This window comes from Leclercia adecarboxylata, from assembly GCF_006874705.1.
In the GTDB taxonomy this organism is placed as follows: domain Bacteria; phylum Pseudomonadota; class Gammaproteobacteria; order Enterobacterales; family Enterobacteriaceae; genus Enterobacter; species Enterobacter adecarboxylatus_C.
The window spans coordinates 1,009,881-1,023,688 of the sequence record NZ_CP035382.1; the positions used below are offsets into that span (position 1 = coordinate 1,009,881).

The window sequence follows — 13,808 nt, forward strand, 5'->3', positions numbered from 1 at the left end:
TTGTACCGGATTCACGCCCTGTTTTATAGCGGAATAGTGATGCTAAAGTGGCCAGATATGGTCGATGATGATTTGCAGCGTGCGGTTGCCGCGAAACTCGTTGATATCCAGTTTGTAGGCCAGTTCGACTTCGCGCACGCCGTTGTCCGGCCAGATAGTGGTATCGACGTTAAAGGCGATCCCGTCCAGCAGCGGGCCGCCGCCGACCGGTTCTACCATCACTTTCAAATGGCGTTCACCCACCAGCCGCTGTTGCAGCAGACGGAAGCGGCCATCAAACAGCGGCTCCGGGAACATCTGCCCCCACGGACCGGCATCACGCAGCATCTGCGCCACTTCCATGGTCATTTCAGCGGGGGTTAACGGACCGTCGGAGACCACCTCGCCCTGCAACAGGGCCGGATCCAGCCAGTCGGTGACCAGCTCGCTGAAGAGCCGCTGGAACCGATCGAATTTCGCCTCTTCCAGCGACAAGCCCGCCGCCATCGCGTGGCCGCCAAACTTGATCATCAGATCCGGGTGCAGCGTATGCAGGCGCTCCAGCGCATCGCGCATATGCAGCCCCTGAATGGATCGGCCCGATCCTTTCAGCGTGCCGTCTCCGGCCGGAGCAAAGGCAATAACCGGACGGTGAAAACGCTCTTTGATGCGCGAGGCCAGGATCCCAACCACTCCCTGGTGCCACTCCGGGTGATACATCGCCAGCCCCCCAGGCAGCGTTTCGCCGCTGCGCTCCAGCTTTTCGCACAGGATCAGGGCTTCGGCCTGCATCCCCTGCTCGATCTCTTTGCGGGTCTGGTTCAGGGCGTCCAGCTCGTTGGCCAGCACGCGCGCTTCGCCGATGTTGTCGCACAGCAATAGCGCCACGCCCACCGACATATCATCCAGACGCCCGGCGGCGTTGAGACGCGGGCCGAGGGCAAAGCCCAGATCGCTGGCCGCCAGCCGCTGCTGATCCCGGTTGGAGATCTCCAGCAGCGCCTTAATGCCCGGACGGCATTTGCCGGCCCGAATGCGGTTTAAGCCCTGCCAGGTAAGAATACGGTTATTGGCATCCAGCGGCACCACGTCCGCCACCGTGCCCAGCGCCACCAGATCGAGGAATTCCGCCAGATTCGGTGCGGCAATGCCCTGCGCCTCAAACCAGCCTTTATCCCGCAGCTTCGTACGCAGCGCCAGCATCAGGTAGAAGGCCACGCCCACACCCGCCAGCGATTTTGACGGGAAGTCGCAGTCGCGCAGGTTGGGGTTGATGATCGCTTCCGCCGCCGGCAGCGTGTCGCCAGGCAGGTGGTGATCGGTGACCAGCACCGGGATCCCCAGCTTGTGCGCACGATCGACACCGGCATGGGACGAGATCCCATTGTCGACGGTGAGGATCATTTGCGCGCCGCGGGCATGGGCCTGATCGACCACTTCCGGGCTCAGGCCGTAGCCATCCTCAAAGCGGTTAGGCACCAGGTAGGAGACGTTATCGCACCCCATCGCCCGCAGGCTGAGCACGCTCAGCGCGGTACTGGTGGCGCCATCGGCATCGAAATCCCCCACCACGATGATGCGCGTTCCTTCACGAAAGGCGTTGTACAGCAGCTCCGTGGCCGTATCGACGCCACTCAGCTGCTGCCAGGGCAGCATATTTTTTACGCCTTTCTCAAGATCGTCTGCATGTTTCACGCCACGGCTGGCGTACAGTCGACGCAACAGAGGCGACAGATCCGCGGGTAAGGCGGCGCTGTCGTCCACTTCACGACGACGGAGTTGTATCGAAGATTTCACGCGAATTATTTACCGCCAAACTGTTTCTGGTGCGCATCAAGGAACGCTTTCATCTCTTTCGGTCCCTGGTAGCCCGGCACGACATACCCGTTGCTCAGCACGATGGCTGGCGTACCGGTCACGCCAAACTGCACGCCCAGCGCGTAGTGATTGGCAATGTCGATATTGCAGGAAGCGGCCTGAATGCCTTTGCCGTTCATGGCGTCATCAAAGGCTTTGTTGCGATCTTTCGCACACCAGATGGCCTTCATGTCCTGCTCAGGCTGGCTCTGCACGCCCGCACGCGGGAAAGCGAGATAACGCACGGTGATGCCCAGCGCGTTGTAGTCTTTCATCTCTTCATGCAGCTTGTGGCAGTAGCCGCAGGTGATGTCGGTGAACACGGTGATGACGTGCTTTTCCTGCGCCGCTTTGTAGACAATCATCTCTTTTTCCAGCGCATTCAGGTTTTTCATCAGCATCTGGTTAGTGACGTTGACCGGCTGGGCGCCGCTCACATCGTACAGCGGCCCCTGCAGAAAGTGCTTACCGTCTTCGGTGACGTACAGCACGCCGCCGCTGGTCATCACGGTTTTCATTCCGGCGATCGGCGCAGGCTGAATATCGCTACCGGTAACGCCAAGCTTCGCCAGAGACTGTTTGATGGCCGCATCGTCAGCATGCGCCAGACCAGATAATGAGGCTGCCAGCAGAGAGAACAGCACTAAAGACTTTTTCATATTGGTTCCTGTTACGAGTCATCACGCACGTGGGTGATGCTGTTGGTGTAGCTGCCGCAGGCGTTCCGTCGCGACATGCGTGTAGATTTGCGTCGTTGAAAGGTCACTGTGCCCAAGCAGCATCTGGACCACGCGCAGGTCGGCGCCATGATTCAGAAGGTGGGTCGCAAAAGCGTGACGCAGAACGTGCGGCGAAAGTTTTTCACTGTCGATACCCGCCAGTGTGGCGTAATGTTTGATGCGATGCCAGAAGGTTTGACGCGTCATCTGTTGCGCACGTTGACTCGGGAATAACACATCAATGGAGACACCGTTGAGCAACCACGGACGTCCATGCTGGAGATAACTCTCCAGCCAGTACACCGCCTCTTCACCCAGCGGCACCAGACGCTCTTTGTTGCCTTTACCGATCACCCGCACCACGCCCTGACGCAGGCTGATATCGCTCATCGTCAGCCCGACCAGCTCAGAGACGCGCAGCCCCGTCGCATACAAGACCTCAAGCATCGCTTTATCGCGCAACTCCAGCGGTTGGTCAACCACCGGCGACTGTAATAATCTCTCAACTTGTGCTTCGCTGAGATCCTTCGGCAGACGCTGCGGCAGCTTGGGCGAGGCCAGCGCGGCGCTGGGATCGTCGGCGCGCAATTTCTCACGATACAAGTGCTGAAACAGACGCCGCATGGCGCTCAGCAGCCGCGCGGAACTGGTAGCCTTATAGCCCCCCTCCATGCGCTCGGCAAGCAGCGCCTGCAAATGGTCACTTTGGGCCGTAGTAAGAGAGAGGTCATGATGATGCAACCAGGCCACCAGCATCGCCAGATCGCGTCGGTAGGCGCTGAGGGTATTTTCGGCAAGATTCTTCTCCAGCCACAGCGCATCGAGAAACTGCTCGATGAGTGCGAGATCCTTTTCCACGTCAGCCTCTTTCGTTCTGCAATGGGGGCATTATGCCTGAATGCGGGTTGTTTCTGGTACACTACTCGCAAAGTCATAGCAAGTATTGAGACATTTTAGCGATGAATATTGGTCTGTTTTATGGTTCCAGCACCTGCTACACCGAGATGGCCGCAGAGAAAATTCGCGACATTATCGGTCCGGAACTGGTCACCCTGCATAATCTCAAAGACGACGCCCCGACGATGATGGAACAGTACGACGTGCTGATCCTGGGTATCCCGACCTGGGATTTTGGTGAACTTCAGGAAGACTGGGAAGCCATCTGGGAACAGCTTGATTCCCTGAAGCTGGAAGGCAAAATTATCGCGCTGTACGGCATGGGCGATCAGTTAGGCTATGGCGAGTGGTTCCTCGACGCGCTGGGGATGCTGCATGACAAGCTGGCGCCGAAAGGGGTGACCTTCATCGGTTACTGGCCGACCGAAGGCTATGAGTTTACCAGCAAGAAACCGATCATTGCCGACGGCCAGCTGTTTGTCGGGCTGGCCCTTGATGAGACTAATCAATACGATCTGAGCGAAGAGCGCCTGCAAAACTGGTGCGAGCAGATCCTCGGCGAAATGGCGGAGCAGTTTAGTTAACCGCTATCGCCCCTGCGTCGGTTGCTGCGACAGCATCCGGCGCAGATCCCGCCACTCCCCTTCGTCCATGCTGTCTGCCGCCAGCCACAAATGCTGGTAGCGTTTCCCGTCGCCTTTGCGTAAGCGAAGCATCATGCCGGCATTTAGCATCCACGGCGTGCCGACAATCTCCCACTCGCTGCCCTGCCAGTGCAGTCGGGAATCCATGAACAGTTTGATTTCGCCCTGACGGGAATTAATGCGTCGTTGACTGCGCACGCTGTCGAACACCACCAGCGACAGTAAGATTAACCATAATGGGGTGTAGCTCAGCGGCCATGGCATCAACAGAATGCAAGCCGCAACCAGGCCGTGGAGCAAAAGAGACATCCACTGGGCGCGCCACGAGACGCGTAAATCAGATTGCCACAGGACCACGTTCCCGATTCCGTGTTTGAATTAAAAGCACCATCCGTTGCAGTTCGGCGTCGGCAGGTTCGCCGTGATTCATCAACCAGTTAAATAAATCAGGATCGTCGTTCTCCAGCAGACGGATGAAGAGCTGTTTGTCCTCATCGCTCAGGGTGTCGTATTCGTATTCGAAGAACGGCATGATGGAGATATCGAGTTCGCGCATGCCGCGACGGCATGCCCAATGAATGCGGGCTTTGTTAGTAATGTCCATGTGCATTTTTCCTGCATAACGTTGAGTTCAGGCAGTGTTTCGTTCGTATCGGTTAAGAAAGAGAATCTACCGGGAAGAAACGGCTCTTAGTGTAACGTGTTTTTTGCTGTTTCATTACTGGAATATTACGTTCCTGCCGCACTCTTCCAGAAAAAACCACAACAAAAAAGCGTGTTCATCCGTTTTGCGTCGTGCTACGCAGAACAGCGCGAGGGCACGAATAGCCTGTTGAAACCGCTTGCATTGGCTACAGTCTCTTTTACCATTAGGCATTAACAAAGCGTTATGCAATTCAGGACCTCACTATGGCATTTACACCTTTCTCCCCGCGCCAGCCTGTCGCCTCTGCGCGTCTGCCGCTGACGCTTATGACCCTTGATGACTGGGCGCTGGCAACCCTCGTCGGCCTGGACAGCGAAAAGTACCTGCAGGGCCAGGTGACCGCTGATGTCAGTCAGATGACCGAACACCAACACCTGCTGGCTGCGCACTGCGATCCAAAAGGCAAGATGTGGAGCAACCTGCGCCTCTTTCGCCGTCAGGACGGGTTTGCCCTGATCGAACGCCGCAGCCTGCGCGACGCGCAGCTCGCGGAGCTGAAAAAGTATGCGGTGTTCTCAAAAGTGACCATCGCTGCCGATGACGAGCTGGTGCTGCTGGGCGTAGCCGGGTTCCAGGCGCGCGCGGCGTTGAAAAATCTGTTCAGCGAACTGCCGGATGCCGAAAAACAGGTGACTCACGACGGCGCCACCTCGCTGCTGTGGTTTGAACACCCGGCGGAACGCTTCCTGCTGGTAACCGATGTTGCTACCGCAGAGCGCGTGACCCAGGCCCTGCGTGGCGAAGCCCAGCTGAATAACAGCCAGCAGTGGCTGGCGCTGAACATTGAAGCGGGCATCCCGGTAATCGATGCCGCCAACAGCGGGCAGTTTATTCCTCAGGCGACCAACCTGCAGGCGCTCGGCGGGATCAGCTTTAAAAAAGGCTGCTACACCGGCCAGGAGATGGTGGCTCGCGCGAAGTTCCGCGGCGCCAACAAACGTGCGCTGTGGTATCTGGCGGGCCAGGCCAGCCGTGTACCGGAAGCCGGTGAAGATCTGGAGCTGAAAATGGGTGAGAACTGGCGCAGGACCGGCACCGTGCTCGCCGCCGTTCAGCTCGATGATGGTCGTCTGCTGGTGCAGGCCGTCATGAATAATGATATGGAGCCTGACAGCGTGTTCCGCGTGCGCGAAGATGTGAATACCCTGAGCATCGAGCCGCTGCCGTATTCGCTGGAAGAGTGATGGTGTTAGTGCCGGGTGGCGGCTTCGCCTTACCCGGCCTACGAAACCCGTAGGCCCGTGCAAGCGTAGCGCCGCCGGGCAAAAACAATCTTAATTAAACCTGCCCTACATACAAATAAATCGCCAGGAAATGGCACACGCTGCCGCCCAGCACAAAACCGTGCCAGATCGCGTGGTTATAGGGAATGCGCTTGCAGACGTAAAAAATCACCCCCAGCGAATAGACAATTCCGCCCACCGCCAGCAACGTCACCCCGCCCGCCGACAGTTTTACCGCCAGCTGATAGACCACAATTAGCGACAGCCAGCCCATCGTCAGATAGGTCACCAGCGACAGCACCTTAAAACGGTGCGCAATGGTCAGCTTAAACAGGATCCCCAGCAGCGCCAGGCTCCAGATAACGATCATTAGTCCGCGCGCCAGCGGCGAATTCAGCCCCACCAGCAAAAACGGCGTATAGGTCCCGGCAATCAGCAGATAGATGGCGCAGTGGTCGAATTTTTTCAGCCAGATCTTGGCCCGCTGATGCGGAATGGCATGGTAAAGGGTGGAGGCCAGGAACAGCAGAATCATGCTTCCGCCATACAGGCTGTAACTGGTGATCGCCAGCGCGCTGGCGTTGGTGTCGACGGCCTGGACCAGCAGCAATACCAGCCCGACGATGCCAAACACCAGACCGACTCCGTGACTAATACTGTTGGCTATTTCCTCAGCCAGCGAATATCCCTGTGCGGTTAATGGCTTGCTAACCATAGAGAACTCCGGGAAAACATAAGTGAATACTGCATCGCTGACTATGCTAACTGAGAATGATTCCAGTGAACACCTGTTAGCTAAAATAAATATCATATGAATATTTATTTAAAATAATCATATATTTGAGTGATATTTTCAGCTAACGTCTGTTCAGGTTAAAAATCAAAGACATTTAAAATCAATGACATAAAACTGAGTCTGATTCGGATAGATCTCCGCGATGACCCGCTTAAGTTCTCCCAGGGTCATGTTCTCTTGCTGAGCATGTTTTTCGGTCAGCGTTTCCAGCGTCACGGTCGAGGTAGTTGTCACCTCAATGGTACAAAAGTGGACGTCGTCTTCGTAACGCCCCACCCGCAGAACATCGCCCGCTTTAAAGTGCGCCTCGCTCTCATCACGGATGGTGATGGTCTTACGTCCGGCCAGAATGTCATCCTGAAAGCGCTGAAAAAAAGTAATGTCGTTTGGCTGCATGTTATTATTCCCTGAAGATGAAGTTGATGAGTGAGTTTAGCCACTGTGAGCATGTTCTCCCATTCCGCCATTGCCAGTCTCAATAATCTGGAGATGATGGTCTACAACACCGTCATTAAAAACCGCGATCGAGTGATGTACATGACCATCCGCGAACTGGCGGATGCGGCAGGGGTTTCCACCACCACCGTGCTGCGCTTTTGCCGCAAACTCAATTGCGATGGCTATTCTGAATTCCGCGTGCGGTTTAAATTATATCTCGAACAAAACGAACCGCAGCAGGCCAATTTTGGTGCCAGTGAGATTATCAGTTTTTTCAAAAGCGTAAACAACGATGAATTTGATACGCTTTTAAATAACGCCGTGGATATTATCTTATCGTCGGAGCGTATTATATTTGTCGGCGCAGGCACTTCTGGCTCGCTGGCAAAATACGGTGCGCGGTTCTTTTCCAATATTGGTAAATTCAGCAACCATATCGACGATCCTTATTTCCCGGTCACCAACGATATGGCGAAAAACGCCCTGGCGATTGTCCTCTCGGTCTCGGGCGAAACCGAAGAGATCCTGCGCTTCGCCAGCCAGTTCAGCCTGCATCACTGCAAGGTTCTGTCGATCACCAGCCACGAACATTCGCGGCTGGCGAAACTGGCGGACTTTAATCTCTCCTGGCATGTACCCCAAACGCGTATCGCAGGCGTCTACGATATTACGACGCAAATCCCGGTGATTTATATTCTTGAATCACTGGGACGCAAACTGGCGAAGAAATTAACAGAATAAAACACCCTGTTTTTTAGAAGTGACAAATTACAATTTCTGTGAATTGTTATATCGTGACTTTTTATTACCCTTTGTTAAACTCAAAAATAAGACAATAAATGAGATTAGCAAAGATGAAAAAACTCACTTTACCAAAAGACTTTTTATGGGGCGGCGCGGTCGCGGCGCATCAGGTTGAAGGCGGCTGGAACAAAGGCGGCAAAGGCCCAAGCATTTGTGACGTGCTGACCGGCGGCGCACACGGCGTACCGCGTGAGATCACCCAGGAAGTGGTTGAGGGCAAATACTACCCGAACCATGAAGCCATCGACTTCCATGGTCACTATAAAGAAGACATCAAGCTGTTTGCCGAGATGGGTTTCAAATGCTTCCGCACCTCCATTGCCTGGACCCGTATCTTTCCGAAAGGTGACGAAACCCAGCCGAACGAAGAGGGGCTGAAGTTCTACGACGACATGTTCGATGAGCTGCTGAAGTACAACATCGAGCCGGTAATCACCCTCTCCCACTTCGAAATGCCGCTGCACCTGGTGCAGGAGTACGGCGGCTGGACCAACCGTAAGGTGGTGGACTTCTTCGTTAATTTCGCTGAAGTGGTGTTTGAGCGCTACAAGAGCAAGGTCAAATACTGGATGACCTTCAACGAGATCAACAACCAGCGTAACTGGCGCGCCCCGCTGTTCGGCTACTGCTGCTCCGGCGTGGTCTATACCGAGCATCAGAACCCGGAAGAGACCATGTATCAGGTGCTGCATCACCAGTTCGTGGCCAGCGCCCTGGCGGTGAAAGCCGCCCGCCGTATCAACCCGGAAATGAAAGTCGGCTGCATGCTGGCGATGGTGGCGCTCTATCCGTTCTCCTGCAAGCCAGAAGACGTGATGTTTGCTCAGGAATCGATGCGTGAACGCTATGTCTTTACCGACGTGCAGCTGCGTGGCTACTACCCGTCCTACGTCCTGAACGAGTGGGAGCGTCGCGGTTTTACCATCAATATGGAAGCGGGCGATGAGCAGATCCTGCGTGAAGGCACCTGCGACTATCTGGGCTTCAGCTACTACATGACTAACGCGGTGAAAGCGGAAGGCGGCACCGGCGATGCGATCTCCGGCTTCGAAGGCAGCGTCCCGAACCCGCACGTGAAAGCGTCGGACTGGGGTTGGCAGATCGACCCGGTGGGTCTGCGCTACGCCCTGTGCGAGCTGTATGAGCGCTATCAGAAGCCGCTGTTTATCGTGGAAAACGGCTTCGGCGCTTACGACAAAGTGGAAGAGGACGGCAGCATCAACGATGACTATCGTATCGACTACCTGCGCGCCCACGTCGAAGAGATGATAAAAGCCGTGACTCATGATGGCGTGGATCTGATGGGCTACACCCCGTGGGGCTGCATCGACTGCGTGTCCTTCACCACCGGCCAGTACAGCAAACGCTACGGCTTTATCTACGTGAACAAGCACGACGACGGCACCGGCGACATGTCCCGTTCGCGTAAGAAGAGCTTTGAGTGGTACAAAGCGGTGATCGCCAGCAACGGCGAGGAGCTTTAATTCTGTAACGCCGGGTGGCGGCTTCGCCTTACCCGGCCTACAAATGATGCGGGTGGGATTTACTTCCCGCCCGCTAACTCAATAAAGCTGCCCGTCACGTACGACGCCTTCTCGCTCAGCAGCCAGACAATCGCCTGCGCCACCTCTTCAGGCTGGCCGCCGCGCTGCATCGGCAGCATCGACTTCACCCGATCCACACGTCCTGGCTCCCCGCCGGAAGCATGAATTTCGGTATAAATCAGCCCCGGACGGACGCAGTTAACCCGAATGCCCTGTGCCGCCACCTCCAGCGCTAGCCCGGTAGTGAGGGAGTCCACGGCCCCTTTCGATGCCGCGTAATCCACATACTCCCCCGGCGCGCCGAGTCGTGAGGCCGCGGACGAGACGTTCACAATCGCCCCGCCTTTCCCGCCATGCTTTAGCGCCATGCGTTTCACCGCCTCACGGCAGCAGAGGAAATACCCGGTCACGTTGGTGGCCAGCACGCGGTTAATACGTTCGGCAGAGAGATTTTCGATGGTGCTCTGCTCAAACAGAATGCCGGCGTTGTTAACCAGCGCGGTGAGGGGCTCGCCTTCACGATCGAGGCTGTCAAACATCGCCATGACCTGCGCTTCATCGCTGATGTCCGCACGCAGGGCAAAGGCCCGGCCGCCCTCTTTCACAATCTGCGCGATCACGTCGGTGGCGGCTTTGATGTTGTGGTGATAGTTCACCGCCACGGTATAGCCTTCGCTCGCCAGCTGCAGCGCCGTAGCTTTGCCAATTCCGCGGCTGGCGCCGGTTACAAGTGCAATTGCCATAAGACTCTCCAGAAACAAAAAAAGCCGGGTGGCGCTTGCGCTTACCCGGCCTACAGTATGGCAGAAAGGTTACTGGTATTCGCTCATTGGCACGCAGGAGCAGAACAGGTTACGGTCGCCGTAGACGTCATCAAGACGCTTCACGGTCGGCCAGTACTTGTTGGCAACGCCTGCCGGGAAGACCGCCAGCTCGCGGGAGTAAGCGTGATTCCACTCCGCCACCATCTCGTGCTGGGTGTGCGGGGCGTTGACCAGCGGGTTATCTTCCAGCGTCCATTCGCCATCCTGAACGCGATCGATCTCCATGCGGATCGCCAGCATCGCGTCGATAAAGCGGTCCAGTTCGGCTTTGCTTTCGGATTCGGTTGGCTCAACCATCAGCGTGCCCGCGACCGGGAACGACATGGTTGGGGCGTGGAAGCCGTAGTCGATCAGACGTTTGGCAATGTCGAGCTCGCTGATACCGGTCTGTTCCTTCAGCGGACGAATATCCAGAATACATTCGTGCGCCACGCGGCCATCGCGACCGGTGTAGAGCACCGGGAAGGCAGACTTCAGACGCGTCGCGATGTAGTTAGCATTGAGGATCGCCACCTGGCTGGCCTGCTTCAGTCCTTCTGCACCCATCATGCGGATATACATCCAGCTGATTGGCAGGATAGAGGCGCTGCCGAACGGTGCCGCAGAAACCGCGCCCTGACGGGTCAGCATACCTTCAATCTGCACCACACTGTGACCCGGTACGAACGGGGCCAGGTGCGCTTTCACGCCAATCGGACCCATGCCCGGGCCGCCACCGCCGTGCGGAATGCAGAAGGTTTTGTGCAGGTTCAGGTGCGATACATCCGCGCCGATAAAGCCTGGCGTGGTGATCCCTACCTGGGCGTTCATGTTGGCGCCATCGAGGTAAACCTGGCCGCCGTGCTGGTGCACGATCTCGCACACTTCACGGATGGTCTCTTCGTATACCCCGTGGGTGGACGGATAGGTCACCATGATGCAGGAGAGCTTATCGCTGGTCTGTTCTGCTTTGGCACGCAGGTCAGCCAGATCGATGTTGCCGTTCTTATCACAGGCGACAACCACCACTTCCATCCCCGCCATCTGGGCAGAGGCCGGGTTGGTACCGTGGGCAGAGCTTGGGATCAGGCAGATATCACGATGACCTTCGTTGCGGCTCTCGTGATAGTGACGGATTGCCAGCAGACCCGCGTACTCCCCCTGGGCGCCGGAGTTCGGCTGCATGCAGAGGGCGTCGTAGCCGGTTAGTTTTACCAGCCAGTCGGAAAGCTGGTTAATCATCATATGGTAGCCTTCCGCCTGATCTGCCGGACAGAACGGGTGCAGCTCGGCGAATTCCGGCCAGGTGATCGGGATCATCTCGGCGGCGGCGTTCAGCTTCATGGTGCAGGAGCCCAGCGGGATCATCGCCTGATTCAGCGCCAGATCCTTGCGCTCCAGGGAGTGCATGTAGCGCATCATCTCGGTTTCGCTGTGGTAGCGGTTAAACACCGGATGGGCGAGGATCGCGTCGTCGCGCAGCATGGTCGCCTGGATAGAGCGGCTGTCATGCGCCACCTCTTTGTCGAGAGTATCCACATTCAGGCCGTGGTCGTCACCCAGCAGGACGTTGAACAGGATCTGAATATCTTCACGAGTAGTGGTCTCATCCAGGGTAATGCTCACCGCATTGAGGATGTCGCTGCGCAGGTTAATCTCTGCGGCTTCGGCGCGCGCCAGCACCGCCGCTTTGTCGGCCACTTCGACACACAGGGTATCGAAGAAGTGCGCGTGGCGCAGTTTTTGACCTTTCTGCTGCAGGCCGCAGGCCAGGATATCGGCCAGACGATGAATACGGCTGGCGATACGCTTCAGGCCCACCGGGCCGTGGAAGACGGCATACAGGCTGGCAATGTTGGCCAGCAGCACCTGCGAGGTACAGATGTTGGAGTTCGCTTTCTCGCGACGAATGTGCTGCTCGCGAGTCTGCATCGCCATGCGCAGGGCGGTGTTACCGGCGGCATCTTTTGATACGCCGATAATACGGCCTGGCATGGAGCGTTTGAATTCATCTTTCGCGGCGAAGAAGGCCGCGTGTGGGCCGCCGTAGCCCATCGGCACGCCGAAGCGCTGCGCAGAGCCGAAGACGATGTCTGCGCCCTGTTTACCCGGGGCGGTTAACAGCACCAGCGCCATAAAATCGGCCGCCACGCTGACGACGATTTTGCGCGCTTTCAGTTCGGTAATCAGGGTGCCGTAGTCATGGACCTCACCGCTGGTGCCCACCTGCTGCAGCAGCACGCCGAACACATCCTGGTGATCCAGCACTTTGTCAGCGTCATCAACAATCACCTCAAAACCAAAGGTCTCAGCACGGGTACGCACCACGTCGAGGGTTTGCGGGTGAACGTCGGCGGCAACGAAGAAGCGGTTTGCGCCCTTCAGTTTGCTGACGCGTTTTGCCATTGCCATCGCTTCTGCGGCGGCGGTGGCTTCATCCAGCAGCGATGCCGAGGCGATGTCCAGACCGGTCAGATCCAGGGTGACCTGCTGGAAATTGAGCAGCGCTTCCAGACGGCCCTGAGACACTTCCGGCTGATATGGGGTATAGGCGGTATACCAGCCCGGGTTTTCCAGCATGTTGCGCAGAATAACCGGCGGCAACTGCACGTTGGTGTAGCCCATGCCAATGTAAGACTTAAAGCGCTTGTTCAGGCTGGCAATGCCTTTCAGTTCCGCCAGTGCAGCGTATTCAGTGGTCGATTCACCCACCTGTGGCGGGGTGGCGAGCTGAATATCCTTTGGCACGATCTGGCCGATCAGTGCGTTGAGCGAATCCGCGCCAACCGTCTTCAGCATCTCCTGCTGTTGTTGAGCATCCGGCCCAATGTGACGTTCAATGAAGGCGCCACGGTTTTCAAGCTGGCTTAAAGTCTGTGTCATGAGCGATGGTTCCTGAAACGTGCAGTGAATCGTAGTTGTTTGTAACTCTGTTGCCCGGTGGCGATAACGCTTACCGGGCCTACGTTGACTCTCCTCTCCCCAGAGGGGAGAGGGAAAGGTTTACTCGTCTTCCAGTAAAGCTTCGTACGCAGTAGCATCCAGCAGAGCGGCAACTTCCGCTTCGTCGCTGGCTTTAATTTTGAAGATCCAGCCTTCGCCGTATGGCTCGCTGTTAACCAGCTCCGGGGAGTCGCTCAGGGCATCGTTAACCGCCACGATTTCGCCGCCCACTGGCGCATAGATATCAGAAGCCGCTTTTACCGACTCGGCCACGGCGCAGTCGTCGCCCGCGGTAACGGTCGCGCCCACTTCCGGCAGATCCACGAAGACCATGTCACCTAACAGCTCCTGAGCATGTTCGGTGATCCCGACGGTGTAAGTGCCGTCGGCTTCTTTGCGCAGCCACTCGTGTTCTTTGCTGTATTTCAGTTCTGCTGGCACATTGCTCATTGAAT

14 protein-coding genes are annotated in these 13,808 nt (G+C 56.7%); 4 read left to right on the forward strand and 10 right to left on the reverse strand.

Annotated features, from left to right (window positions below; genetic code table 11):
• Window positions 1-42: 42 nt before the first annotated feature.
• Genes recJ through xerD form a run of 3 tightly spaced genes read right to left on the reverse strand, consistent with a single transcriptional unit; the run spans window position 43 to window position 3,413 of the window.
• Complete coding sequence (recJ, locus tag ES815_RS05715) at window positions 43-1,776, reverse strand: single-stranded-DNA-specific exonuclease RecJ (protein WP_142487005.1); 1,734 nt, start codon at window positions 1,774-1,776, stop codon at window positions 43-45.
• Window positions 1,777-1,781: 5 nt separating this feature from the next.
• Window positions 1,782-2,495, reverse strand: coding sequence for a bifunctional protein-disulfide isomerase/oxidoreductase DsbC (dsbC, locus tag ES815_RS05720; protein ID WP_142487006.1), 714 nt, complete (start codon window positions 2,493-2,495; stop codon window positions 1,782-1,784).
• A 21-nt stretch (window positions 2,496-2,516) separates the two neighbouring features.
• On the reverse strand, window positions 2,517-3,413 hold the full coding sequence (gene xerD / locus ES815_RS05725) for a site-specific tyrosine recombinase XerD (protein WP_142487007.1): 897 nt from the start codon (window positions 3,411-3,413) through the stop codon (window positions 2,517-2,519).
• A 101-nt stretch (window positions 3,414-3,514) separates the two neighbouring features.
• On the opposite strand from xerD, the gene fldB reads away from it, so the two are divergent.
• Entirely contained in the window at window positions 3,515-4,036 is a 522-nt protein-coding gene (fldB, locus tag ES815_RS05730) for a flavodoxin FldB (RefSeq protein WP_142487008.1), read from the forward strand.
• A 3-nt stretch (window positions 4,037-4,039) separates the two neighbouring features.
• On the opposite strand, the gene ES815_RS05735 is transcribed toward fldB, so the two are convergent.
• Window positions 4,040-4,453, reverse strand: a complete 414-nt coding sequence (locus ES815_RS05735; RefSeq protein ID WP_142487009.1) for a protein YgfX — start codon at window positions 4,451-4,453, stop codon at window positions 4,040-4,042.
• Window positions 4,434-4,700 carry an FAD assembly factor SdhE gene (gene sdhE / locus ES815_RS05740; protein WP_142487010.1) on the reverse strand — a complete coding sequence of 89 codons (267 nt, stop codon included), beginning with the start codon at window positions 4,698-4,700 and terminating at the stop codon, window positions 4,434-4,436. Before sdhE ends, ES815_RS05735 begins: the two co-directional genes overlap by 20 nt.
• Window positions 4,701-5,005: 305 nt before the next feature.
• Here sdhE and ygfZ point away from each other — a divergent pair, with 305 nt between their 5' ends.
• Window positions 5,006-5,986, forward strand: a complete 981-nt coding sequence (gene ygfZ / locus ES815_RS05745; RefSeq protein ID WP_142487011.1) for a tRNA-modifying protein YgfZ — start codon at window positions 5,006-5,008, stop codon at window positions 5,984-5,986.
• Between the two features lie 94 nt (window positions 5,987-6,080).
• On the opposite strand, the gene trhA is transcribed toward ygfZ, so the two are convergent.
• Both trhA and yqfB read right to left on the reverse strand, forming a co-directional pair.
• Entirely contained in the window at window positions 6,081-6,740 is a 660-nt protein-coding gene (gene trhA / locus ES815_RS05750) for a PAQR family membrane homeostasis protein TrhA (RefSeq protein ID WP_142487012.1), read from the reverse strand.
• 165 nt (window positions 6,741-6,905) lie between these two features.
• Entirely contained in the window at window positions 6,906-7,217 is a 312-nt protein-coding gene (gene yqfB, locus ES815_RS05755; protein WP_142487013.1) for a N(4)-acetylcytidine aminohydrolase, read from the reverse strand.
• A 51-nt stretch (window positions 7,218-7,268) separates the two neighbouring features.
• Here yqfB and ES815_RS05760 point away from each other — a divergent pair, with 51 nt between their 5' ends.
• Together ES815_RS05760 and ES815_RS05765 are read left to right on the forward strand one after the other, a co-directional pair.
• Complete coding sequence (locus ES815_RS05760; protein ID WP_142490021.1) at window positions 7,269-8,000, forward strand: MurR/RpiR family transcriptional regulator; 732 nt, start codon at window positions 7,269-7,271, stop codon at window positions 7,998-8,000.
• A gap of 113 nt (window positions 8,001-8,113) precedes the next feature.
• Entirely contained in the window at window positions 8,114-9,547 is a 1,434-nt protein-coding gene (locus tag ES815_RS05765) for a 6-phospho-beta-glucosidase (RefSeq protein ID WP_142487014.1), read from the forward strand.
• A gap of 59 nt (window positions 9,548-9,606) precedes the next feature.
• On the opposite strand, the gene ES815_RS05770 is transcribed toward ES815_RS05765, so the two are convergent.
• From ES815_RS05770 to gcvH, 3 genes are all read right to left on the reverse strand, one after another.
• The gene (locus ES815_RS05770; protein ID WP_142487015.1) at window positions 9,607-10,350 is read right to left on the reverse strand and encodes an SDR family oxidoreductase; all 744 of its coding nucleotides are present in this window, start codon (window positions 10,348-10,350) and stop codon (window positions 9,607-9,609) included.
• Window positions 10,351-10,419: 69 nt separating this feature from the next.
• Window positions 10,420-13,293, reverse strand: a complete 2,874-nt coding sequence (gene gcvP / locus ES815_RS05775) for an aminomethyl-transferring glycine dehydrogenase (protein ID WP_142487016.1) — start codon at window positions 13,291-13,293, stop codon at window positions 10,420-10,422.
• Between the two features lie 120 nt (window positions 13,294-13,413).
• A complete protein-coding gene (gene gcvH / locus ES815_RS05780) occupies window positions 13,414-13,803 on the reverse strand; it encodes a glycine cleavage system protein GcvH (RefSeq protein ID WP_039029826.1) in 390 nt (129 codons plus the stop codon).
• Between the last annotated feature and the right edge of the window lie 5 nt (window positions 13,804-13,808).

Excerpts from the sequence above, each read along its gene's own strand:
- dsbC (WP_142487006.1), bottom strand. The coding sequence starts at position 2,495 with ATGAAAAAGTCTTTAGTGCTGTTCTCTCTGCTGGCAGCCTCATTATCT.
- fldB (WP_142487008.1), top strand. The coding sequence starts at position 3,515 with ATGAATATTGGTCTGTTTTATGGTTCCAGCACCTGCTACACCGAGATG.
- sdhE (WP_142487010.1), bottom strand. The coding sequence starts at position 4,700 with ATGGACATTACTAACAAAGCCCGCATTCATTGGGCATGCCGTCGCGGC.
- ygfZ (WP_142487011.1), top strand. The coding sequence starts at position 5,006 with ATGGCATTTACACCTTTCTCCCCGCGCCAGCCTGTCGCCTCTGCGCGT.
- trhA (WP_142487012.1), bottom strand. The coding sequence starts at position 6,740 with ATGGTTAGCAAGCCATTAACCGCACAGGGATATTCGCTGGCTGAGGAA.
- yqfB (WP_142487013.1), bottom strand. The coding sequence starts at position 7,217 with ATGCAGCCAAACGACATTACTTTTTTTCAGCGCTTTCAGGATGACATT.
- ES815_RS05760 (WP_142490021.1), top strand. The coding sequence starts at position 7,269 with ATGTTCTCCCATTCCGCCATTGCCAGTCTCAATAATCTGGAGATGATG.
- ES815_RS05765 (WP_142487014.1), top strand. The coding sequence starts at position 8,114 with ATGAAAAAACTCACTTTACCAAAAGACTTTTTATGGGGCGGCGCGGTC.
- ES815_RS05770 (WP_142487015.1), bottom strand. The coding sequence starts at position 10,350 with ATGGCAATTGCACTTGTAACCGGCGCCAGCCGCGGAATTGGCAAAGCT.
- gcvP (WP_142487016.1), bottom strand. The coding sequence starts at position 13,293 with ATGACACAGACTTTAAGCCAGCTTGAAAACCGTGGCGCCTTCATTGAA.
- gcvH (WP_039029826.1), bottom strand. The coding sequence starts at position 13,803 with ATGAGCAATGTGCCAGCAGAACTGAAATACAGCAAAGAACACGAGTGG.